The following is a 22,447-nucleotide window of genomic DNA, read 5'->3' as shown; positions in this document are numbered from 1 at the left end:
TCATACATCTTAATTGAACCGCCGTATACCGAACGGTACGTACGGTGGTGTGAGAGGTCGGGAGTTAATCACTCCCTCCTACTCGATTTCCATATACAAGGTGTAAGTCGCTTCGAACGACTCGCCTGGTTCGAGCAGTTGCATGTCTTCCTTATGGAGGATGTCTTTCCGGTGCCCTTTATAGTCGGCATGTCCGAACCACGGCTCGAGACAGGCGAACGGGGCGTCGGAATGTGGAGGTGACCAGATGCCGAAGTGGGTGAACTGGGGGGATTCCATGACGATGGCCCGGCCGCTCGGCTGATGCCGGAGCGCCGCGTATTCGATTTGTTCAAATATAAGGGCGTCCTGGTCGAACAAATGATGCGTCAACGGGATATAACGACGTTCCCCAAGCGGTTGATAAGCACCCGTCAAGTAAGGTCCTTCGAGCAAGAGACGGTCGAGTGTTCGTGTTTCCCCAAAGTCAATCGTATAGTCTTCGAACGTGCCCCCGGCAAACGGAATGTTGAAGGCCGGATGTCCGCCGATGCTGAATGGGAGTACGACATCATCCCGATTGACGACGTGGTACGTCACATTCAACTCTTCGCCGATCAAGCGATAGATGACGTTCAGTTCGAATGAAAACGGATAGTGTTTACGGGTCTCGATCGAATCACGAAGAATGAACCGGACGTGTGTGTCCGAAGCCTCGGCGACCTCGAACAGTTCGTCTCGTGCAAATCCGTGTTGGCTCATCGTGTATGTCAGTCCTTCATATAAGTAGCGGTCGTCAAGCAGCCTTCCGACGAAAGGGAATAGGATTGGGGCTTGCCGCCCCCAATACGTCGGGTCGCCTTGCCAAAGGAGCTCCGTTCCTTCGACTTTCCAACTTGTCATTTCGGCACCGTGCGCTTTTAGGGTGACGCTAACTTTCTCATTGTGAAGTTGCAAGATAGTTACTCTCCTTTGAATGATGTGATAAGTTAAGTTTAGGAGTGAACAGTCCACAGAACAAGGGGTAAATCATGCGATTTCATAAACTAGCGATCAGTCTCATCATGGCCGGCCTCATTGGAGGATTGGCTTATAAAGGTTACGACGAGTACAAGACGAGCCAAGCGAGTGAGCCGACGGTCGAAGTCGCCACGGACGACGGCGTGCTCGGTGGTCTTGAAGTCGGACAGCGGGCGCCACAGTTCGAGCTCGAGACGACGGAGGGGCAGCCGGTGTCCCTCGCCGACTATGAAGGGCAACAAGTCATCCTGAACTTTTGGGCGACGTGGTGTCCACCGTGTCGGGAAGAGTTGCCAGAGTTGATTGAATTCGGCGAAGATACAGGCATCCCTGTGCTCGGAGTGAATGCGACGAAAAACGAGCGGCTCGGTAAACGAGACGTCGATGCGTTTTTACAGGAAGTGCCGGTCAGTTTCCCGATCCTATTGGACGAGACGGGGACGGTGGAGAAGACGTATCGTGTCGTCGCGCTCCCGACCACCTACGTAATTGGGCCAGACGGCATCATCACGGCCAAACAAGTCGGACCAGTCGATTTCGACTGGCTGCATGACCGAACGAAATGAACGGACAAAGACAGACTGGAAAGAAACCGGTCTGTCTTTGTCTACTTTTTATAATGTTGTTTAATCAGCGCATCGAAATTGGGTGTCATGTCTTCTTCGAGATAGTAATGGTGGTTATCTCGAATGATGGTATCGCCAACACGTGCTTCTGATGGCAAGAATCGTCTTGGGATAAAGCTCGAGCCGTTGTTCCAACGTAACACGGCATACTTCCCTTCGACCCGCACCAACGTGCCATACTTGATCATGCCTCTTCCTCCTCAACGAACAGCTTTCTGTCTCTTTTTATTCTTATAGAGTGTATTCCCACATTCCACAAAACCTACACATATTTGCGCAAGGCTAGACAAGCAAAAGTAAAAACAGAAGCGTGACAGAATTGTGAAGAAACTTTGAAGAAAACGCTTTCTTTTTGAATTATTTTCTTCTATAATGAAGGCACGGGGTGATTATGACGAATTTGTGAACAATGGGGGTATGGTCAATGTTTTCATCAGCTATGATTGGATTGCTCGCTGTCACCGGCGTGACCATTTATGGGATTGACCGTATGTTCACGGTCCGTTCAGAACGCGTCACAAAGAAATAGGTCTACATAATAGGGGGGAATCGCAACGTCTTGGGGAGACGTTGCGATTTTTTTGCGTCAATAATCTTGTTGCCGCGACTCGCGATCTTTTGCTTTTTGCTCGACGTGCTTCCGATTACGTTCATGGACGCGCTGGAAGAAAGCGTGTTCGGGCCAATGCGGAGACCAGACGCGTTCTTCTGGCAAGGCGAGGATATATTCTTCGGCGGCGCTCAGTCGCTCCATCATTTTGCTACGGTCGTCACACAAGTCGCCGTGGCCAGGAATGAGCCACCGAATCTCATACTCGTAAATGGCAGCTTGAAGTTTCTGCAACGACGTCAAATACGCCTCGGCATCGTGTTCGATGAACGGGGGCTCGATATTGGAGGCATAATCGCCACATACAAGCAGACGTAACGGCTCGACGATTAAAGACATGTGGGTCGACTCGTGACCAGGCGTCAATAAGAACGTGATGGGCGTAGAGCCGAGGGCGAGGGTACCATCTTCCGAAATCATAATATCAACAGCAGGTTTGATGATGGGACGATCGATGTAATACTGTTCGTAGAACGATTGAATCTCATCGAGCTGAGAACTCGCATCCGTCTCGACGAACGCTTGAGACGCGATGACGGTGGCATCGGGGAACGCATAAGCCCCGATGATATGGTCATAGTGCTGATGCGTATAGATGACATACAGCTTTTTCCCCCGGCGTCGTAATTCGACGTCCCGGCGAATCGTGGCGATTTCTTCGGGCAACCAGGTCGGATCAATCACAATCAAGCTTTCGTTCGTCTCAATTAACGTCGAAGTCGTGCGCATCAAAGCACTCTCGTATACGGTGAACGGTTGAAGACGTACTTGAATCACAGGAATCCCTCCTTCTTGTCTTCCATCCTTTTCCCGAATTAACGTCATTTAAGCGTTGTTGAATTCGGTGCTATTATGCTGAAAAACAAAAAAAGCAGAACGTCGAATGACGTTCTGCTTGTTGCACGGGACACCGTGCGGTTATGTGTGCGAGCAAATTCTCGCGTATATGTCGGTAATTGGAGCGGGTGAAGAGAATCGAACTCTCGTCATCAGCTTGGAAGGCTGAGGTTTTACCATTAAACTACACCCGCATATGAAATTTTAAAATGGAGCGGGTGAAGAGAATCGAACTCTCGTCATCAGCTTGGAAGGCTGAGGTTTTACCATTAAACTACACCCGCGAAACGCTTAACGTTACGGTAATATAATAGCACAGGATTTTAGCTTTGCAAACCCTTTTTTGAAAAAACATTGGTTGTTGCGGCTAGGTCGTCTTGCTAAGATAATAGAGGAGAGGAGTGGATGGGGCATGAGTGAGCGTAAATCCTATTTACAGATGATGAGCGAAGGGTTTCGGATGATGAAACAATCCAAACAACTCAACCACGAGACGAAGCTTCGCCAATGGATGTTCTCGATTAATCGCGAGTCGGACTGGCAGGTGATTCTTCGAACGGAACGATTGAAATGGATCGGCCCGGCGACGAATGAGTTCATCGTCGAACCGCTATCCGTTCAAATTGGGGCACTTCAGCTCACGCGTCATCTCGAAACGAACGAAGTACGTTTGAAGATCGAGGAAGAATGGGGAATTGAAAGTAAGGTCGTCTGTGACGACAAGGAGTGGGAACGATTCGTCGCGTCGCTCAAACAATTGAAGGGGGAGTAGTCGTGAGTCGAGAAAGGCTATATCGGATTGAAGCGGAAGCTCGGGGCAGTGCCTGGCGAGCCCGTGTATTGACCGGCATCCAACGATTCCGCTTTTTTAAAGGGGAATTGCTCGCACCGACTGAACGTCCTTATGTCGTCTTGAGCATCTCACAAGACAAGCAGGCACTCCCCGATTTGATTGAGACGGATATGGGAGTGTTGCTCATCCATGAACGAATCGGGCCAATTTTTATGAACCTATGCCCATACGATATTCAGCTTGTTCGAGTCGAGTTGCACACGAGCACCGGGAAGACGGATCAATATTGCGCGCTCAACGTATTGCGTCGCTTCGAGATTGAGCATCTTGAAGATTCAGGCGAATATCGACCGTTAGATCCGGACCGACTCTATTTTTTATCACATCAAACTGTACGATTGAACTTATTCGGGCACATGATTGCCCAAGACCAAAACAGTCAACGTCTGTACGTGACCGAGCGCCTTAAATATGCGCTCCAAGCAAAGATGGTGACGGGTCTAGCATTTAAGAAGACGAAGGAGCAAACAGCATGAAGGAATACGAGATTGACGGTTGGATCCGTCTATCCTACCCAGAACACTTTGAATACAATGAAGAAGAAGACCATGTCAGCTTTTATTCGGTCGAAGCCGACGCCCAAGGGACGCTTCAGATGTCCATCTATGAAGCAGAGGAAGAACAAGCGCCAAGCGATGCGGCTCTCCAAGAATTAAACACGTTTTTAGGCGAGTTCCCGATTGACGTCAAAATCGCCCCGAGTGTCACGACAGATGCAGGCGGCATGACGACGGCCTATGCGAGCGGAATCGAGGATGGGATGCATCTCGACGTCTGGTCACTCACAGACGGAAAACGACTCCTGTTTTTGACGTATGTCGCCGATGAAGTGACGAATGAAAAAGTAGAGATTGAAGCAATCATTGACTCAATCGAATGGACATAACAAGAGACACGCGCCATCGTCGGCTGCGTGTCTCTTTGTGTCTCACTGGAATTTTGGAACGTCGAAGTAAAGTGTGTAGGATTCGAGATCTTGATACATGTTGTAGATGTTAGTGGTCTGCTTAGTCGCCCAAGCGATATCTGAGGCGTATTGATTCGTTCCTGGATTGCTTGGGTTGAACCGCATCTTATAGAGCGTGTTTTGTTTGAGATCCGGGTCGTTGATATATTCATCTCCGATAAATTTAGCGCCGCCGATGATGGCGGCTTCCGGTGTGAACCAACCTTCTTTATAAGCGCGTTCAGCACCTTTGACATGGGCGTTCCCATCAATCGCACCGATGCCGTACATGTTGTAGACGGTTTTCGGTGTGACAGCCTTGCCGTCGACGCTTGAGACGAGTATCCCGGTCGCGAGGGCGGACGTCCCGTGCCCGGTTTCAAGCAATGCGTGCGACAACAGGTAAATCTCGTTGACGTTGTGCGTGCGAGAGGCGTCGATGAACGCTTGACCGCGTCCTTCTAAAATCCCTTTACCGACGAGTGACTTGTTCAAGACAGGCGCCGTCAAATCGGCTCCCTTCGACAAATCGAGGAACTGGAAATATTCCCGTGATGTCGTGGCGAACGAAGATGGTGACACGTGACGTGTGATCTCTTCGTTTGTCGCCCGGCGCCAAGAGCGATCATACACACGAATATCATAACCGCTAGGGCGATAATAAGTGATTGTGTAGTACTGATCCGTTTCCCCTGTGATTGCGACTTCTTCACCCGGATTGATGACTCCGAATGAGTGGGAAGTCATCGAGGCGTCCTTCAAGACGTTGGTGCTTCCAACGGCGTAAATGGCGTTAATGTAACCGGTGTATACGCCGTATTTTACTTTATACCAAGTTGTTGATCCGACCTTTTGTGTCCCCAAGTACTCAAGTTTGGTGTTGGTTGATACGCTCGTCACGTTTGTAGACGTTGACGATGCGGTCGCCTTCAAATATTGGAATCGAGTCGCGAACAGTTCGGTTGCTACGACTTTTCCAGCCGGTGCGGTCGCGGTCGCCAAGACATAACCAGTAAACGAACCATACTTAACTTTATACCATGTTACGGTCCCGACCTGCTGAGCACCGAGATATGCGAGTTTCGCATGGTTTGGTAACGTGGCAAGCGTCGTGGCAGATGACGAAGCTGTCGATTTCAAGTATTGAAGTTTCGTCGTAAACAGTTCGCCCGTCGTACTCTTTGTAATCAATGATTTATGCACGTAAGCGTCCTCGTTACGAAAAGCGTCCGATTGAGAGAACACGTTGCGCTGGGTCGTAATCATCGAGGCGAGTGTGTATGGGTAAGGCGTCTCGGTGATGACCATTTCCTTGCTGCCGGCGACAGGCGGTGTATACGGTTTCGTATATGTGAGGGAGATATACCCTTTCACGAGCGAGCCGTTGACGAGATACGAGATGACACCCCAGTCGCTACCGACAATCGGCTTCACTTTGACGACCGTCCCGTTCGCGAGCTTTCCGATGACGGCGCCATCGACTGCTTTATTGCGCACGTTCAGCGTCCCGTTGTTCGCGACGACGACCTCGACTTCACGTTCTGATTCGAGCTGTTCTTCTGGTACTGGCGGCTTGTCCGCAAAGTAACTCGCGGTCGCATAGCCCGTGAGCGAGCCGTATTTGATTTTATACAACGAGCTGGTCAATCCGGCCTCAGAAATTTGCTGAACTTTTGTCCCTGTCGGAATGACTGCGATTTTTGTTTTCGGTGATGCCGACCGGTCATAGAGGACGACTCGTTGCGTCGTGTAGTAATCTGTCACGACAATCACCTCCGGTTTTTCGACTGAGAAGTGACGTGAAGCGGCATAACCGGTTTTCCCGTCATAGCGGACTTTGAACCATGAGCTCGATAATCCGCTTTGAGAGATTTGTTCGATTTTCGCACCGAATGGAATCGTATCGATTTTCGTTGCGCCCGAGGCGGACGAACTGTACATCGCTACGTTCCGAATCGCGTAATAAGGCTTGATGACAATCACTTCTGGTGGTGTCGTCGAGAAGTTGCGAGCTGCGGCATAGCCGGTGACACCGTCATACTCGATTTTAAACCATGAGCTCGCGAGTCCAGCATCCGATACTTGTGTCACTTTACTGCCGGCGCGGATGGTCCGGAGACGATCTGCACCCGAGGCAGACGATTTATACAACACGAGATCGCGAGCGGCGTAATAAGGCGTTCGTACGACGACTTCCGGCTTCGTCTTCGAGAAGTTACGGGCTGCGGCATAGCCGGTGACGCCATTGTAACGAATCTTGAACCAGGACGAACTGAGTCCTGCCATTGCGATTTGTTCGACTTGGGCACCCGAAGGGATGGTCGCGATCTTCGTCGCGCCTGAGGCCGAACTGTTATAAAGGGCGACGTTTGTGATTGAAAAATAAGGCGTCGTCGTTTCAGGCGTCGACGTATCTGGAGTCAATAGTGACGTCGAGAAGTTACGGGATGGAGCGTAGCCGATTTTCGTGCCATATTGGATTTTAAACCATGAGCCGGTCGCGCCGAGTGAGGCGAGATGCGTCACTTTGGCACCAGCAGGAATCGTCGCGAGTTTCGTCGCGCCCGAACCGGTCGAGTTGTATAGCACCGCTGTCTTGTTTGCGTAATATGGTGTTTCGACAGGAGCCGACGGCGTAAAGTATCGAGCTACGACGTAACCGGTGTACTTGCCGTACGTCACTTTCATCCATGAACCGGTTGCGCCGTGCGAAGAGATATAAGTGACGGTCGCGCCTTTCGGGATGGTCGTCAAGACGTTGGCAGACGTCGATGTCGATGAGCGCAAGTTGACGTTCGCATCAGCCTTGTAAGCAGACGTCGCTGTCGTCGAGGCGGTCGTCGCCGTTTTCGTGACGGTCGATTTGAGTGTCAAATAAGTCGACGATACGTAGCGCTTTTCGCCTTCGAATTCAATTTGAGCCCAGTTGTCGTTCGTCGTATACACTTGAACGGTTTCGCCTTCGGTCAATTTCCCGACAATATCCGAAGTGGTAGATGTGGCGGAACGAACATTTAAAATCGATGTATTCACTGTTCCTTCGTATGTTGCTGCATATGAATGAGCGGGGACGAGCGTACTCAACACCGTGCTAGAGATGAGGACGGCCGTGCTCAATCGTGTGATCGTTGGCTTCAATGTGTTACCCCTTTCGGTGAATACGTATCAAAATATGTGTATTCTTTTAGTGTGCGGTCTAAGTATAGCGCACTTAAAAATTGGAAAGAAGAATCTAAATTACAAAAAAGGTAAATGAATTAGAATCCTATTGTATGATTTTGGTAAACAAAAAGAACCTCCTAGGAAATGGAGGTTCTTTTTGCGATTCGTATCGTTTGATGCATCCAGTCGCCGATGTCCGTCCAGATGTCTTGGCGTTGGCGCTCACGAAGCACTTCGTGGCGAGCCTGATCATAAGACAGCACGGTCAATTCGATGTCGGCGGCCTGATGTTTGCGGACGATTCCGGAGAGTCCTTCTCCGTCATGTACGACGGGGTCATCGGCACCTACGACGAACAAAATTGGTAGTGTTTTCGGATGTTCTTGTATCCGGGCGGCAGAGGTCACATCGAGTGACGCTTTTGCTACCTCGTGTAAATATCCGAGCGTCGGAATCCCACCACAGTCCGGATCGTTCATATAGGCGGTCACTTCCTCGGGGACACTAGAAATCCAATCGCTCTCGGTCGTGGCGGGTAAGAATTTCAAGTTATATCGTCCGAACAACAAGCGTTCGAATAAACGGGATTCATGGGTGCTCCCTTTGAACCGAATGGCCAAATCGATCGCATACAGTCCGGCACGTCCAATCAATCCAGAATGCGGGGGCGGGGAAACGGCGATGACACCCGCCAAGCGATGACCTAACTGTTGACCGAGTCGACGCGCGAGCAACGAGCCGAAACTATGGCCGAGGACGACGGTCGGCAATTCATCTTGATAGTGATCGAGGAGCGAGATGGCGTCGTCGACCATTTGATCAAATCCTTCGTGTGGAGATAGATGAGCGTAAGTGGACTGGGTTCGGGCCAAGGAACCGGCGCCGCGAAGGTCGCACAGAAACACATTAAAACCAATTTCTGACAAAAAATCAGCGAATTCGACATAACGTTGATGATGTTCAAGCATCCCATGGAAAATGAAACAATTTCCAATCGGTTGTCTGGCCTTGACGTGCAATAGTTGTGTCCGGTATCCGTCCGCATACGTATGTTCCGTGACGTCCATCCCTATCCCTCCGTTGTCTTGATTAGAATAAGCCAATCGCTTTCCCAGTCTCATCAATCCCCATATTCAAGGCGGCCGGTTGTTTCGGCAGACCCGGCATCGTCAAGACGTTACCTGTCAAGGCGACGAGGAAGCCAGCGCCGACCGACGGTTTCAACTCTCGCACCGTCACGGTGAACCCGTGTTGGTATCCGAGTTTCGTCGGGTCATCCGAGAGCGAGAACGGCGTCTTCGCCATACAAATCGGCAAGCTCTGCCAGCCGTTCGCTTCGATTTGTGCCATCTGTTTTTTCGCGGTTGCGGTAAAGGTGACGTCGGCCGCTCCATACACTTCACGGGCGATCGTCAAAATTTTCTGTTCGATGGAATCGGTTAACGCATAGAGCGGGGTAAACGAACTCTCATTCGACTCAATCGTGTCGATGACGGCCTCGGCGAGGGCACGACCGCCTTGTCCACCATTCGACCACACTTCACTGAGCGCCACTCGAATGTGGTTCGCTTCACACCAATCGAGGACGGCCGCCAACTCTTCGGCTGTATCCGAATTGAATCGATTGAGGGCGACGACGGTCGGCAAACCGAGTTTCCCCATCGTCTCGACATGTTTGGCGAGAAGTTTTAACCCGTTTCCGACAGCTCCGACGTTCTCGACGTGGAGTTGGTCTTTGGCGACACCGCCATGCATTTTCAAAGCACGGACTGTTGCCACGAGAACGACGGCGTCCGGGTTCAATTTTCCGATGCGTGACTTGATATGACAGAATTTCTCGGCGCCAAGATCGGCTCCGAAACCAGCTTCGGTGACGACATATTCACCGAGCTTGAGCGCGGTTTTCGTCGCAATCAATGAGTTGCATCCGTGCGCGATATTGGCGAACGGACCACCATGAACGAGGGCTGGTGTCTGTTCAAGTGTTTGCACCAAGTTCGGCTTGAACGCTTCTTTCAATAGCAGTGTCGCGGCACCGGCCGCACCGATTTGTTCGGCCGTGATCGGCTCATTGTCCCGATCGTATGCGACGACGATTCGCTTGATGCGTGTCTCGAGGTCAGTCAACGAATCGGCGAGACAGAGGATGGCCATGATTTCAGACGCGACCGTGATATCAAAGCCGTCTTCACGAGGTACGCCATGGGCACTGCCGCCAAGGCCAATCGTCACGTGACGGAGCGCCCGGTCATTCAAGTCGAGCACACGTTTCCAGACGATTTTCCGGACATCGATGCCAAGGTCGTTCCCTTGATGGAGATGATTGTCGAGCATGGCGCTAATCGTGTTGTGGGCCGCGGTGATAGCGTGCATGTCGCCTGTAAAGTGAAGGTTGATGTCTTCCATCGGCAACACTTGGCTGAATCCTCCGCCGGCGGCACCGCCTTTTAAGCCCATTGTCGGCCCGAGCGACGGTTCTCGCAAACAGACGATCGCTTGTTTGTCGAGTTGGTTGAGCGCTTGGCCGAGCCCGACGGTCACGGTCGACTTTCCTTCACCGGCTGGAGTCGGATTGATTGCCGTGACGAGAATGAGCTTCCCGTCTTCGCGAGTCGCCATCCGATCGATGACGTCGAAGGATAACTTGGCTTTATATTTCCCGTATAGGTCGAGGTCATCTTCTTGTAAACCGAGCTTTTCCGCAATCTCTTTGACGGGCAACATCTCGGCTTGTTGGGCAATCGTTAGGTCGGATAACGGTTTAATCGTCGTCATGTATAAAATCCCTCCACTTTCGAACATTGTAATCGGTTTATTTCATTTCATTCGTGAATCGACTTAGAATCAAGGTTTAATTCTTCATTCAGGAAGACTCGTTCGTGTTGTCATTGAGTTTATCATAACGCATCGTCTCGTATAATTCACCCATTGAGTGCAATATATTCCACCCTTTCCGTCAAATGTATCCGTTTTCATTTTGGTTATTTGAAGGTAAGTTGATAGTGGAGGCGATGAACATGACAGAAACACCAAAACAACACAAGCGAAGACGAAATTGGAAGAAACCAGCGAGTTTTATCGCATTCGTCGGTCCGGCCTTTTTGGCGTTTGTGGCGATTGTGCTCATACCGTTCATAAACGGGATTTATTACAGCTTCACGGATTGGAACGGTGTGACGGGTCAGTTGAACGTAGTCGGGTGGGACAACTATCAGCGGATTCTATTCGAGGATGAACAGTTCCGCGCCTCGTTCTGGATTACGACGAAATACACGATTGTGGCCGTCATCTTGACGAACATCGTCGGTTTCTTACTGGCCTTACTGTTGACGATGAACATTAAGACACGCAATATCCTGCGCACCGTCTTTTTCATGCCAAACTTGATTGGCGGGCTCATTCTCGGATTCATTTGGCAGTTTATCTATGTGAAGGGCTTTGAATCAATTGGGGCACTGACCGGATGGAGTTTGTTCGAACTGCCGTGGCTCGGTGACGCCCAGACAGCCTTTTGGGGCATCGTCATCGTCGCCATCTGGCAAGGCGGAGGCTACGTCATGGTCATCTACATCGCAGCGCTTCAAAACGTGCCGACGGATTTGCTGGAAGCGGCCAAAATCGATGGGGCAAATCGATTGAAGATGTTGCGTCACATCACGTTACCGATGATTATGCCGTCGATCACCATCTGTCTGTTTTTGACGATCTCCTGGTCGTTCAAAGTGTTCGACACGAACTTGTCGCTCACGAACGGTGGCCCATTCAAATCGACAGAGATGCTCGCCTTGAACATCTATACAGAATCATTCGTGAATAATAATTACGGGCTCGGCTCGGCGAAAGCGGTCATCTTCTTCCTTGTCGTCGCGGCGATTACCGTCACTCAAGTCTACTTGACGAAAAAGCGGGAGGTGGAGGCATGACGACAGAAAAAATTGAACGCATCGAAGCGAAGGTCGATTCATCTCCCCAGCGATTGCTACCGCAAAAACCGCTGCGGGCGGGTGGATATACGGCCGGTCTCGGTCTCGTCGAACTGGTGGCGATTCTACTTGGACTGTTATATCTCGTCCCGTTCTATTACGTCATCGTCAACTCGTTCAAATCAATTGCCGAGATTTACACGAACACGTCTGCCTTGCCGAGCGTCTGGCTCGCGTCGAACTATACAGAAGCCTGGGAGGCGATGAACTACGAACGCGTCTTCTTGAACTCGCTTCTCATCACGGCCGGGGCGAACCTTCTCATCGTGCTGTTCACCTCGATGGCGGCCTGGAAGCTCGTCCGGACAAAACATTGGATTTCGACCGTCATCTTCTTCTTGTTCGTCGCGGCGATGGTCATCCCGTTTCAGTCAATCATGATTCCGCTCGTGAAAGTGTCGAGCCTGCTCGGTCTTTTAAACAGTCATTGGGGACTGATGGTCATGTATCTCGGCTTCGGGTCTGGTATTTCGGTATTCTTATATCATGGCTTCATGAAGTCGATTCCGGAAGAGATTGAAGAAGCGGCCATCATTGACGGCTGTTCGACGTGGGGCGTGTTTTGGCGAATTGTCTTCCCGCTCCTCAAACCAATCACGGTGACAATCGTCATCTTGAACAGCCTTTGGATTTGGAATGACTTTCTCTTACCTTCACTTGTCCTCCGAGACATCGAGCTGCGGACGATTCCGCTCGCGACGTTCTATTTCTTCGGACAATATACAAAACAATGGGATTTGGCACTTGCTGGTTTAGTCCTTGGGATCGTTCCGCTCCTCGTCTTTTTCTTCGGTATGCAAAAGCATATTATCAAAGGGATCACGAGCGGCTCGATCAAATAACCCTGCCCAAGGGATCTCCCCCGTCCGCTACACGGGGGAGAATTTTTTTTTGGAAAAGTGGTTGACATTCGTCTGAATATTGATAATAATTGGGTCAATTCAATTGTGAACGACATTGAAAGGACGAGTACACAGAAGACGTAAGCAAAGCGAGCCGGGGAAGGTGAGAGCCCGGACTGAAATCTCTGTCGAAGAACCTCCTGGAGTCGCTACCCGAACGCTTTGCAAGTAGACGTAGCCGGACTGTTCCCCGTTATCGGAACTACGAGATGTTCGTCTCGAAAAAGTGAGTAGATTCGTCTACTAATTTGGGTGGCACCGCGGAGCTTGAAGCCTTCCGTCCCATAGTCCATGGGATTGGAGGGCTTTTTTCTATTGCTCCATCCCGAAATCCCACAATTGGAGGAAGAAAACATGACAACAACAGCAATGAGCAAGATGAAGGAAAAACAACAGGCGATTACAGTAGTGAAGGCGACATTCGAAGACAAGTTCAGCACGGCGCTCGGACTCACACAAGTTCAGGCCCCACTGTTCGTCACATCGGCGAGCGGTGTCAACGACCACTTGAACGGTGTCGAACGCATCATCCAGTTCGATACGCAGTATCCAGGGCATGAACTCGAAATCGTTCAGTCGCTCGCGAAGTGGAAACGTGAAGCGCTCGGCCGCTACGGATTCGAAGTCGGTGAAGGGTTGTACACACAGATGCGCGCCATCCGTCGGGATGAAGAACTCGACGCGACACACTCACTCCACGTCGATCAATGGGACTGGGAACGTGTCATCGCTCGGGAACACCGGACGACGGAGTACTTGAAGGCGACGGTCGAAACGATTTACGCGGCACTCCGCGAGACGGAACAGACGGTCGAAACGATGTACGGAATTGAGGCGATCTTGCCAGAGTCGATTCACTTCTTGACGAGCCAAGAGTTAGAAGACCTTTACCCGGATCTTACACCAAAAGAGCGTGAGCACGCGATTTGTAAAGCGTACGGTGCGGTCTTCCTCTCGCAAATCGGCGGCGCACTCGCTTCGGGCGATAAGCACGACGGTCGCGCGGCTGACTATGACGACTGGTCGCTCAACGGCGATATCCTCGTCTGGCACCCGGAACTCGAATCGGCGTTCGAACTGTCATCGATGGGAATTCGTGTCGACGAGACAGCGCTTGCCGAGCAGTTGGTGACAGCCGGAGCTGAAGACAAACGCAAGTACCCGTTCCACCAAGCGGTCCTCGAAGGACGTCTCCCGCTTACAATCGGGGGCGGCATCGGGCAATCGCGTGTCGCCATGTATTTGCTTCGTGCTCGTCACATCGGTGAAGTCCAATCTTCGGTCTGGCCGAGTGAGATGATCACAGCATGTGAAGAAGCTGGAATCAGCCTGTTGTAATTATATAGAAGAAACTAAAACCAGGACTTTCTTTTCAATAAGAAAGTCCTGGTTTTCTGTGCAACATTTTCCACCCTACACGTCAATTTTGACACCTACATAATGGAAGCGTTTTCATCTAAAGTTAGGGTGTACCGAATGATGAAGGATTGTCGACTCTATACTTAGGAGGAAGCGAAATGAAACGTAAATGGAGATTATCAACTGCCGTCATGACGGCAGGGATGGTATTGACACTTGCGGCCTGTGGCGGCGGGTCGCTTACGGAAGATGAAGGATCGAACGATGCGAACGCAGATAACGGGGACAAGCAAGATGTCACGTTGAACGTCTTCCAGTTCAAAGCGGAAATCGCCAAAGATCTTGAAGCGATGGCGAAAGAATACGAGGAAGAGACGGGCGTCAAAGTGACCGTTCAAACGGTCGGCGGCGGAGCCGATTACGGCGCTGCGCTCAAGTCACAGTTCGCGTCAGGCAACGAGCCGGACATCTTCAATAACGGCGGGTTCACTGAAGCTCAGACATGGAAGGACAAATTGGAAGATTTGTCAGGCGAGAAGTGGGTCGGGGATTTGACGGAAGTGGCCAAGGAACCGATGACGATGGACGGAAAACTGTACGGGATGCCGATGAACTTGGAAGGATACGGCTTCATCTACAACAAGGAGCTGTTCGAGAAGGCGGGCATCAGTGAGTTGCCGAAGACGTTGTCTGAGTTGACGGATGCGGCTGAGAAGTTGGATAAAGCAGGCATCACGCCGTTCTCGGTCGGTTATGCCGAGTTTTGGATTCTCGGAATTCACTTGCTCAACATTCCGATGGCGCAACAAGACGACCCGGATGCGTTCATCCAGGCACTCAACGAGAATAAAGAAAAATTTGAGGACAATGAGCAGTTCCAACAATTCTTGAAACTGTTCGACCTCACCATCAAATACGGCAATAAGAACCCGCTCACGACGGACTATAACACGCAAGTCACACAGTTCGCTCAAGGTGAGACGGCAATGCTTCAGCAAGGGAACTGGGCGCAACAGATGATTCTCGACGTGAATCCGGACATTGAGATGGGCTTCGTCCCAATCCCAATCAACGATGACAAAGAGAAGATGGATCGTCTCCCGGTCGGCGTCCCGAACAACTGGGTCGTCAATAAAAACTCGAAGTATAAAGAAGAAGCGAAAGACTTCCTCGAATGGATGGCGACATCTGATACAGGTAAAGATTACATGGTCAACAAATTCAAATTCATTCCGGCGTTCAAGTCGATCGAAGCGAACGACCTCGGTCCGCTTGCTGACGACATCTTGGCCTATTCGAACGAAGGCAAGACGATCTCATGGAACTGGTTCAAGTATCCGGACGGCGCGGTCAACGAGTACGGCGCGTTGATGCAAGCGTATGTCGGCGGTCAAAAGACCGGGGACGAGATGCTCCAAGACTTCACGAAAGTATGGGCGGATAAGGCAAAATAACAGCAACACAAGCGGCGAAATGACCCCTTCGCCGCTTGTGTTTTTTAGTCGTGACAAGACCGGGCAGAAGTTGAGGCTTGTCAAACGGGCGTCGCTCGCACAAAATAATAGACAGTTGAAGTGGTGCTCGGAACCTTCCGGCACCGCTATTTTATTGGGGAGATGAAACGAATGAGAAAGAATGTCACGGTCGCATTGTTATTGGCGACTTTTTTAGCGGCGATTGAAGGGACGGTCGTCTCAGTCGCGACACCGGTCATCGCGAGCGAGTTGAATGGGGCCGCCCTCGTGAGTTGGGTGTTCGCAGCCTTCCTGCTGTTCACGGCGGTGTCGACACCGATTTACGGGAAAGTGGCCGACTTGTTCGGGCGCAAGCGGGTCCTATTGTTCGGGATTGGATTGTTCACACTTGCCTCGCTCCTATGTGGCCTCGCCACATCGATGGAGCAATTGATTATCTTCCGGGCGCTCCAAGGGCTTGGCGCCGGGGCGGTATTGCCGATTTCAATGACCATCATCGGCGACTTGTACAAGTATGAGGAGCGCGGCAAGATTCAAGGCATCTTGAGCGCGGTCTGGGGTGTCTCGGGCGTGCTCGGGCCGGTCATCGGCGGGTTCTTGGTCGAGACGTTGTCTTGGCGCTACGTCTTCTTGCTGAACGTCCCGTTCGCACTGTTATCATTCATCATGATCATTGTCTTCTATAAAGAGACGGTGACGGAGACGACGGAGCGAATCGACGTCAAAGGGGCGCTGTTGTTCGCGTTCGGAACGACGGCGTTCTTATATGGATTGATCACGTTCAGCGAGACGAACGTCTGGACGCCATCGATTATCGTCAGTGCCGTGTTCAGTGTCGTGCTGCTCACTAGTTTCTTTTTATCGGAACGGCGTGCGAAAACACCGTTGTTGCCGCTCGATCTGTTGAAACAACCGATTATCGCGTCCATCAATGGTGCCGTCTTCTTCGCAGCATGGGTGCTCGTCTCGATGTCGGCCTATATCCCGATCTGGGCCCAGGCCGTCCTTGGTAAATCGGCGACGGAAGCCGGCTTCATGCTGATGCCGCTCTCGGTCGCTTGGACGTTCACGTCGATTATCGGCGGCCGTACACTTGGCGCGGCCTCGCCACGACGTCGGGCCGTGACGGGAATGAGTCTCTTGTTGATTGGGACAATCATCTTGACGTTGCTCACGCAATCGAGCCCAGACCTGTTCGTCTACCTCGCTGTCGCCATTATCGGCGTCGGGTTCGGCTTGTCGCAACCGATGTTCATCGTCGTCTTACAGACGGTCGTGTCGTATCGTCAACGGGGGACCGCGACAGCGGCGAACTCATTCTTGAGCACTGTCGGTCAGACGCTCGGTGTCGCCGTGTTCGGTGCCGTGTTCAACTTCATCGTCCTGAGCGGCTTCCGTGAGGAGGCTGGGTTAAGCGGTGTGTCACTCGAATCGTTCTTCAATCGGAGTATGACCGAGGCGCTAAACGCGACCGTCCGGCTCCAAGGCGAGCAACTCATCGCCAGCGGATTGAACACCGTCTTCATCGGCGCAGCCTTCGCCGCGTTCATCGCGCTCTTGATTGCGCTGCGATTACCGGTTAGCCCACCGGAACCTTCACGTGACAACTAAAGACACGGTATGATGGTGAAAAGGAGGCGATCACGTTGAAACGATGGATGTTCATCTTGTCGCTCGTATTTGTTGCCGGTTGTGCCTCGGAATCGACCGAGACGCCGGAACCTGAACAGGCACCAGTCGAGGAGTCGACCGAAGAAGCACCGTCTGACACGGCACCTGAGCCGGAAGCAACCGAGCCAGAAGGCGACGTGTCGACCGGTGCAACTGAATCGATCGTCGAGCAGTTAGAGGCGCCGTGGTCAATCGCACGAACCGATGATGGATGGCTCATCTCGGAACGCGGCGGCACGATTGCCGTCATCGATGCAGCCGGGAATCTCGACCGACAACCGGTCATCTTGGAAGAAGACGTGCTTGAAATCGGGGAAGGCGGTCTGCTCGGAATCGCCTTGACCGAAGATTTTGCGACGTCACGCCAACTGTACGCTTATCATACGTACGGGACACCCGGGAACGTCCAAAACCGGGTCGTCGAGTTGACGTGGGATGGCAATCAGTTTGAAGAGACGGGCGTCGTGCTCGATGAGATTCCAGGGGCCCAGTTCCATAACGGCGGACGGTTGTTGCTCGATGGTGACGTGCTTTGGGTCACGACCGGAGATGCCCTCGTGCCGGAACTGGCGCCAGACGAGACATCGATTGCCGGAAAAGTGTTACGGGTGCCGTTATCGGGAGCGGGCAATCCGACCGATTGGATTTATTCGTCCGGCCACCGCAATCCTCAAGGCTTGGCGAAGGTCGAAGATACGCTCTATGCGAGTGAACATGGGGCGTCCGGTCACGATGAAGTGAATATCCTTGATGAGGGGAACAATTATGGCTGGCCGCTCATCGAGGCGGAGCAGACGCAAGATGGTCTTGAAACACCATGGTTCGAGGTCGGGGAGACGTCGTGGGCACCGTCGGGAATCGTTGCCGATGACCGGTACGTGTATATGGCGACGCTTCGTGGAAATCGTCTCGTCGCCATCGATCGGGAATCACGTGAGGTCATCCCGCTCGTCGAGGATAAAGGTCGCATCCGTGACGTCTGGTTGGAGGACGAAGGACTTTACTTTATCACGAACAATACGGACGGACGTGGCAACCCTCAAAGTGGGGATGATCAACTGATGCGACTACCCCTTAAATAGAAACTGACGAAATTGTCAGTTTCTATTTTTTATGGATTCTTCAACCTTAAATCTTGTATAATGGTTCTCATATGGAAAATGAAGGGGATTATTGCATGAATCAATCAGATATTAAACAATCAGAAGTGGTACTACCGGACAAGAAACCATCCGGCAAGAAACCATCCAATCAGATACAAGCGAGCATGGTACATAAGAACGAAACCTTGTATTTTGGCCTGCTCGTCGCCGCTAGCGTGTTGTCGGTGATACTAGGAATCATCTTCACTATTGCCTCACTCGGCATCTTTTTATGGGTGATGGGAACGATTATAACCCTGTCTCTATTCACGCACTGGCTTCAAATCGGATATATTCGCACGAACGGCGTCAAAGTGACCGAACGTCAATTCGCCGACCTGTATCAGACGTATCAGCGTGTCGGACAAGAAATGGGAATTCGCTTACTCCCGGATGTGTACATTCTTCAAGCCGGAGGCGTCTTGAACGCTTTCGCGACCCGTTTCTTCCAAAAGAATATGGTCATCCTGTATTCGGATGTCGTCGAGTTGTCACGTGAAGGGTACGCCAAAGAAGTCGAGTTTGTGATCGCGCACGAGTTGGCACATATTCGCCGTAACCATGTCCAGAAACAATGGGCGATGCTGCTCGGCGGTTGGATTCCGTTTTTAGGATCGGCTTATTCGCGTGCATGTGAGTTTACGTGTGACCGCATGGCCGCCCACCATATTCAAGACGAGACGGCATCAAAACGCGCCCTCACGATTCTTGCCATCGGTGGGAAGTTGGCGAAGGAAGTGAGCGAGTTTGACTACTTATATGAGGCGAGCCGTGAGAACGGATTTATCGCCAAATTGAGCGAGCTGTTATCGACGCATCCGCCGCTCCCGAAACGGATTGCAGCCATTGCGACGAACGCCGGTGAAGCGAACGTTCCGGTCTTCAAGACGGCAGGGTATGTCAAAGGGTCGATTATCGGGACGATTGTGTTGAGCGTCATTGTCAACGTAGCCATCGTCGCCTGGCTGTTCACGAGCGGTGGGTTTACAAGCTTCGCTTCATCACCGTTCAGTGAAGGGTTTGCTGGTGATATGACTGAAGAACCGCTTCAGCAGTTGGTTTATGACAATGCAGGTGCGGACGCGATTCGAGAGGAATTGGCGAACGGCGCGGACGTTAACATGCAAGACAGTTATGGTGATACTCCGCTCCATAACTTGCTGTATAACGATGGACTGGACTACGATTCATTAGTATTGCTGCTCGAAAGCGGAGCCGATGTCACAATCGAGAATGACGATGGGATGACACCAGTCGATGTGGCGAAAGATTGGAGTCACGAATTTGGGATTGTAGAATTGCTACGTTCTTATGAATGAACAACTGGCTCGTCTCTCGAGAAACTGGGAGACGAGTTTTTTTCATGACAGTATTGCAAACGCTTGCATAAGCCGTGATATAATGACAGCGAGGAGGCGATGCGCGCATGAGCATTCGGACGAAGCTGACGGGAATGATCGCATTGACGATTATCGTTCCCGTCATTTTGGCGACGGTCATTTCCTTTTGGTACGTCAAAGACCGGGAGCGAGAACGGGGGCTTCAGCTCACCGAATGGTCGCTTGAGCGAGGCACGCTTCAAATGGAACGGTATGTCTCAGACTTGAGTCGCTTGCCGACAAGTCTGTATGCGAATCGGGACGTGCTCGATATTCTCGAGTATGGGCCAGGTCTGTCGCTCGAACAGACTGAACTCGAGGTACGACGGGCACTGCTCGGCATGTACCTATCCCGTGAGGATGTGGCCCAAATCCAGCTGCTCATGCTTGAGGATATGGATTCGTTCGCCGCCTATAAGATGAAAGTATCCCCGCGCTCGAAACGGCAACCGAGTGAGATTCAGCAACAGCTATTGAAGTATGAGGAGAGCCGCGTCCTGCTCGAGGCTTCGCATCCGCTCGTGCCGTATCATGATTTCGGTCCGCTCGTCTCAGAAGAAGAAGTCGTGACGCTCCATTTCCGACTCGACAAAATCGAGACGGATCAGCCGCTCGCGATTTTGTCAATCGATATCCCGGAGGACGTCTTCATCGGTCAGCTCGCCTCGCTACAAAACAACCCGAGCGAGAGCCTCTGGTTCGTCGGGGGCGGCAATCAAGTGTTCGCGCAGCTCGGGGATGGTGAAATTCCTCAAAATGGTTCGACGAACTCGCTATCGAGCGATGGCAAGCATCACCGCATCGTCAAATCGTTCGAGTTTGAGAACCAGACGTTCTACGTCGGAAAATCGATACCGGATCGCCTGTTGACCGAGCCGGCGTCACGGACGTCATTCATCATCTTTGTCGTCGGGATGGTGTCGCTCATATTGGCGTTGATTGGGGCGACATACGCTTCGATGCGTTTGACGACTCCGATCAAGACGCTCACCTCGAACATTTGGCGAATCGAACAAGGGGACATGACCGTTTCATTCGATTCCCTCGGAAATGATGAGTTCGGCGTACTTGGACGGCAGTTCAAGCGGATGATTGAACGAATCGATGATTTGATTCAACGAGAGTACCGGTTGGCGCTCGAGAATCGGACGAATGAGCTGAGGGCACTCCAAGCTCAGACGAACCCACATTTCCTGTTCAACGCCTTGCAATCGATTGGGACGCTCGCGTTGAAAGGTGACGGCAAGACGGTGTACCGTCTCATCACACAGCTCTCCTCGATGATGCGCTATACGATGCATCCTGACGAGTCGCTCGTGACGCTCAAACGGGAAGTCGATCACCTCACGTCTTATATTCGCCTGCAACAAGTCCGATTCCCGGAGCAATTCAAGATCGAAATCGATGTGCCGGAGCCGCTCCTCGATTTGATTGTGCCAAAGATGATTTTACAGCCGCTCGCCGAGAACTTTTTCAAACACGGGTTCGAGCGCGATGGCGCGACAGCGGCCAATCGTTTCTCGGTCCGAATCAATCAAGAGGGACCGAATCTCGTGATTCACTGCGAGAATAGCGGACGCGATATCTCGGACGAGGAGTTGACGGTATTGAAAGAACGGATTGAGGTATCGACCGAGCCATTGAATGGAGCGGAAGGTACCGGTTTAAAGAACATTCGGGATCGACTCATGTTAAACTATAATCGGGAGGCTCAGTTTATGTTGGCTACACCAGAGACAGGCGGATTTCGTATCGTCATGCGTTTCCCGGCCGTAAAGGAGGCGGATGCGTCATGACGAAAGTGTTGATCGTGGATGATGAGTCGCCGGTGCGGGAAGCGGTGAAACTGCTTGGGGAGTGGGGTCGGCTCGGCGTCACGAAAGTGATTGAGGCACAAGACGGGGAAGAAGCGAAACGGATCATCGTCAAAGAACGGCCGGCGTTGATTTTATCGGACCTGCAAATGCCTCGATGTAACGGCATCGAGTTGATGGAGTGGGTCCATACGGAGGCGGAGGCGGCCAAACTGATCGTCTTAACGGGGTATGACGAATACTCGTACATGCGGCGCGCGATTCAGCTCGGCAGTTTCGACTACTTGTTGAAACCGATTGATCCGGACGTCTTGAACGAGACGCTCGCACGTGCCCTCGCCGACGTCATTCCTGACGAGGACGATCCGATTCTACAGATTGGCGCATTCATCGAACGCCATTATGCGGAAGAACTCAGCTTACAAGGGATGAGCGAGCGCTTTTACTTGAGCCGCGAATACATATCGCGTCGCTTCAAACAGCAGTACGGCGTCAACTTATCCGAATACTTGCTGTCAATCCGGATGCTCGAGGCGAAACGTCTCCTTGAGACGAGTAGACAACGTATTTATGAAGTCGCCCAAGCGGTCGGCTTTTCGGACGACAAGTATTTCCGAAAAGTCTTCAAAAAACAGATTGGCATCACCCCGAATGAATATCGGGAGCAGTGCCAGCGACTATCTTGAAGG

The 22,447-nt window shown here is 51.6% G+C and carries 19 protein-coding genes, 2 tRNA genes and 1 other annotated feature; of the genes, 13 read left to right on the top strand and 8 right to left on the bottom strand.

The annotated features are described in order from the left end of the window. Nucleotides 1-78: 78 nt before the first annotated feature. A complete protein-coding gene (locus tag KNP82_RS12385) occupies nucleotides 79-936 on the bottom strand; it encodes an aldose 1-epimerase family protein (protein ID WP_251128741.1) in 858 nt (285 codons plus the stop codon). Between the two features lie 74 nt (nucleotides 937-1,010). Here KNP82_RS12385 and KNP82_RS12380 point away from each other — a divergent pair, with 74 nt between their 5' ends. After that, nucleotides 1,011-1,565 carry a peroxiredoxin family protein gene (locus KNP82_RS12380; protein ID WP_131472443.1) on the top strand — a complete coding sequence of 185 codons (555 nt, stop codon included), beginning with the start codon at nucleotides 1,011-1,013 and terminating at the stop codon, nucleotides 1,563-1,565. A 41-nt stretch (nucleotides 1,566-1,606) separates the two neighbouring features. Here the strand turns inward: KNP82_RS12380 and KNP82_RS12375 are convergent, their stop codons facing one another. The 4 genes from KNP82_RS12375 to KNP82_RS12360 form a co-directional block, all read right to left on the bottom strand. Further along, nucleotides 1,607-1,813, bottom strand: coding sequence for a DUF3006 domain-containing protein (locus KNP82_RS12375; protein ID WP_016508383.1), 207 nt, complete (start codon nucleotides 1,811-1,813; stop codon nucleotides 1,607-1,609). A 398-nt stretch (nucleotides 1,814-2,211) separates the two neighbouring features. Beyond that, nucleotides 2,212-3,012: an MBL fold metallo-hydrolase gene (locus KNP82_RS12370; RefSeq protein ID WP_021065283.1), complete on the bottom strand. Its 801-nt coding sequence runs from the start codon at nucleotides 3,010-3,012 to the stop codon at nucleotides 2,212-2,214. Between the two features lie 180 nt (nucleotides 3,013-3,192). Then, nucleotides 3,193-3,266, bottom strand: a tRNA-Gly gene (locus KNP82_RS12365). 16 nt (nucleotides 3,267-3,282) lie between these two features. Then, nucleotides 3,283-3,356 (bottom strand) — tRNA-Gly (locus KNP82_RS12360). 128 nt (nucleotides 3,357-3,484) lie between these two features. Between KNP82_RS12360 and KNP82_RS12355 the strand changes: the two genes are divergently transcribed. From KNP82_RS12355 to KNP82_RS12345, 3 genes are read left to right on the top strand one after another with little or no spacing between them, the layout of a single operon-like run. Further along, a complete protein-coding gene (locus tag KNP82_RS12355; protein WP_021067840.1) occupies nucleotides 3,485-3,844 on the top strand; it encodes a hypothetical protein in 360 nt (119 codons plus the stop codon). A gap of 2 nt (nucleotides 3,845-3,846) precedes the next feature. Further along, nucleotides 3,847-4,401: a hypothetical protein gene (locus tag KNP82_RS12350; RefSeq protein WP_021067839.1), complete on the top strand. Its 555-nt coding sequence runs from the start codon at nucleotides 3,847-3,849 to the stop codon at nucleotides 4,399-4,401. Further along, on the top strand, nucleotides 4,398-4,811 hold the full coding sequence (locus tag KNP82_RS12345; RefSeq protein WP_214828185.1) for a hypothetical protein: 414 nt from the start codon (nucleotides 4,398-4,400) through the stop codon (nucleotides 4,809-4,811). Before KNP82_RS12350 ends, KNP82_RS12345 begins: the two co-directional genes overlap by 4 nt. Before the next feature lie 42 nt (nucleotides 4,812-4,853). Here KNP82_RS12345 and KNP82_RS12340 read toward each other — a convergent pair whose 3' ends face one another. The 3 genes from KNP82_RS12340 to KNP82_RS12330 all read right to left on the bottom strand — a co-directional run bounded on the left by KNP82_RS12340 (nucleotide 4,854) and on the right by KNP82_RS12330 (nucleotide 10,808). Next, nucleotides 4,854-8,009, bottom strand: coding sequence for an SH3 domain-containing protein (locus KNP82_RS12340; RefSeq protein ID WP_214828182.1), 3,156 nt, complete (start codon nucleotides 8,007-8,009; stop codon nucleotides 4,854-4,856). A 161-nt stretch (nucleotides 8,010-8,170) separates the two neighbouring features. Next, nucleotides 8,171-9,100 carry an alpha/beta fold hydrolase gene (locus KNP82_RS12335; protein ID WP_021067836.1) on the bottom strand — a complete coding sequence of 310 codons (930 nt, stop codon included), beginning with the start codon at nucleotides 9,098-9,100 and terminating at the stop codon, nucleotides 8,171-8,173. Nucleotides 9,101-9,122: 22 nt separating this feature from the next. After that, nucleotides 9,123-10,808, bottom strand: a complete 1,686-nt coding sequence (locus tag KNP82_RS12330) for a formate--tetrahydrofolate ligase (protein WP_029596063.1) — start codon at nucleotides 10,806-10,808, stop codon at nucleotides 9,123-9,125. A 242-nt stretch (nucleotides 10,809-11,050) separates the two neighbouring features. Here KNP82_RS12330 and KNP82_RS12325 point away from each other — a divergent pair, with 242 nt between their 5' ends. The 9 genes from KNP82_RS12325 (at nucleotide 11,051) to KNP82_RS12285 (ending at nucleotide 22,444) form a co-directional block, all read left to right on the top strand. After that, a complete protein-coding gene (locus KNP82_RS12325) occupies nucleotides 11,051-11,956 on the top strand; it encodes a carbohydrate ABC transporter permease (protein ID WP_058765715.1) in 906 nt (301 codons plus the stop codon). Beyond that, on the top strand, nucleotides 11,953-12,858 hold the full coding sequence (locus KNP82_RS12320; RefSeq protein ID WP_251128740.1) for a carbohydrate ABC transporter permease: 906 nt from the start codon (nucleotides 11,953-11,955) through the stop codon (nucleotides 12,856-12,858). The genes KNP82_RS12325 and KNP82_RS12320 overlap by 4 nt, the downstream gene beginning before the upstream one ends. A 106-nt stretch (nucleotides 12,859-12,964) precedes the next feature. After that, nucleotides 12,965-13,206, top strand: a binding site (T-box leader). Nucleotides 13,207-13,272: 66 nt separating this feature from the next. Continuing rightward, a complete protein-coding gene (gene asnA, locus KNP82_RS12315) occupies nucleotides 13,273-14,256 on the top strand; it encodes an aspartate--ammonia ligase (RefSeq protein ID WP_021067832.1) in 984 nt (327 codons plus the stop codon). Nucleotides 14,257-14,435: 179 nt separating this feature from the next. After that, nucleotides 14,436-15,731 carry an ABC transporter substrate-binding protein gene (locus KNP82_RS12310; protein WP_029596061.1) on the top strand — a complete coding sequence of 432 codons (1,296 nt, stop codon included), beginning with the start codon at nucleotides 14,436-14,438 and terminating at the stop codon, nucleotides 15,729-15,731. 171 nt (nucleotides 15,732-15,902) lie between these two features. Next, the gene (locus KNP82_RS12305; protein ID WP_029596060.1) at nucleotides 15,903-17,363 is read left to right on the top strand and encodes an MDR family MFS transporter; all 1,461 of its coding nucleotides are present in this window, start codon (nucleotides 15,903-15,905) and stop codon (nucleotides 17,361-17,363) included. A 35-nt stretch (nucleotides 17,364-17,398) separates the two neighbouring features. Next, nucleotides 17,399-18,505 (top strand): PQQ-dependent sugar dehydrogenase, encoded by a 1,107-nt coding sequence (locus KNP82_RS12300; protein ID WP_251128739.1) that lies wholly within the window; start codon nucleotides 17,399-17,401, stop codon nucleotides 18,503-18,505. A 95-nt stretch (nucleotides 18,506-18,600) separates the two neighbouring features. Continuing rightward, a complete protein-coding gene (locus KNP82_RS12295; RefSeq protein WP_214802917.1) occupies nucleotides 18,601-19,884 on the top strand; it encodes a M48 family metallopeptidase in 1,284 nt (427 codons plus the stop codon). Between the two features lie 107 nt (nucleotides 19,885-19,991). Continuing rightward, nucleotides 19,992-21,740 carry a sensor histidine kinase gene (locus tag KNP82_RS12290; protein ID WP_214828179.1) on the top strand — a complete coding sequence of 583 codons (1,749 nt, stop codon included), beginning with the start codon at nucleotides 19,992-19,994 and terminating at the stop codon, nucleotides 21,738-21,740. Next, a complete protein-coding gene (locus KNP82_RS12285; RefSeq protein WP_214802913.1) occupies nucleotides 21,737-22,444 on the top strand; it encodes a response regulator transcription factor in 708 nt (235 codons plus the stop codon). The genes KNP82_RS12290 and KNP82_RS12285 overlap by 4 nt, the downstream gene beginning before the upstream one ends. The last annotated feature ends 3 nt before the right edge of the window (nucleotides 22,445-22,447 follow it).

It is taken from the genome of Exiguobacterium sp. s26 (assembly GCF_018618235.1).
GTDB lineage: Bacteria > Bacillota > Bacilli > Exiguobacteriales > Exiguobacteriaceae > Exiguobacterium > Exiguobacterium chiriqhucha.
The sequence above is the reverse complement of the archived record's forward strand: the minus strand, read 5'-3'. Positions and strand labels throughout refer to the sequence as shown.

Bases quoted from the DNA above. Each gene is read 5' to 3' on its own strand.
- KNP82_RS12380 (WP_131472443.1), top strand. From the start codon at position 1,011: ATGCGATTTCATAAACTAGCGATCAGTCTCATCATGGCCGGCCTCATT.
- KNP82_RS12375 (WP_016508383.1), bottom strand. From the start codon at position 1,813: ATGATCAAGTATGGCACGTTGGTGCGGGTCGAAGGGAAGTATGCCGTG.
- KNP82_RS12355 (WP_021067840.1), top strand. From the start codon at position 3,485: ATGAGTGAGCGTAAATCCTATTTACAGATGATGAGCGAAGGGTTTCGG.
- KNP82_RS12345 (WP_214828185.1), top strand. From the start codon at position 4,398: ATGAAGGAATACGAGATTGACGGTTGGATCCGTCTATCCTACCCAGAA.
- KNP82_RS12335 (WP_021067836.1), bottom strand. From the start codon at position 9,100: ATGGACGTCACGGAACATACGTATGCGGACGGATACCGGACACAACTA.
- KNP82_RS12330 (WP_029596063.1), bottom strand. From the start codon at position 10,808: ATGACGACGATTAAACCGTTATCCGACCTAACGATTGCCCAACAAGCC.
- KNP82_RS12325 (WP_058765715.1), top strand. From the start codon at position 11,051: ATGACAGAAACACCAAAACAACACAAGCGAAGACGAAATTGGAAGAAA.
- KNP82_RS12320 (WP_251128740.1), top strand. From the start codon at position 11,953: ATGACGACAGAAAAAATTGAACGCATCGAAGCGAAGGTCGATTCATCT.
- asnA (WP_021067832.1), top strand. From the start codon at position 13,273: ATGACAACAACAGCAATGAGCAAGATGAAGGAAAAACAACAGGCGATT.
- KNP82_RS12310 (WP_029596061.1), top strand. From the start codon at position 14,436: ATGAAACGTAAATGGAGATTATCAACTGCCGTCATGACGGCAGGGATG.
- KNP82_RS12305 (WP_029596060.1), top strand. From the start codon at position 15,903: ATGAGAAAGAATGTCACGGTCGCATTGTTATTGGCGACTTTTTTAGCG.
- KNP82_RS12295 (WP_214802917.1), top strand. From the start codon at position 18,601: ATGAATCAATCAGATATTAAACAATCAGAAGTGGTACTACCGGACAAG.
- KNP82_RS12290 (WP_214828179.1), top strand. From the start codon at position 19,992: ATGAGCATTCGGACGAAGCTGACGGGAATGATCGCATTGACGATTATC.
- KNP82_RS12285 (WP_214802913.1), top strand. From the start codon at position 21,737: ATGACGAAAGTGTTGATCGTGGATGATGAGTCGCCGGTGCGGGAAGCG.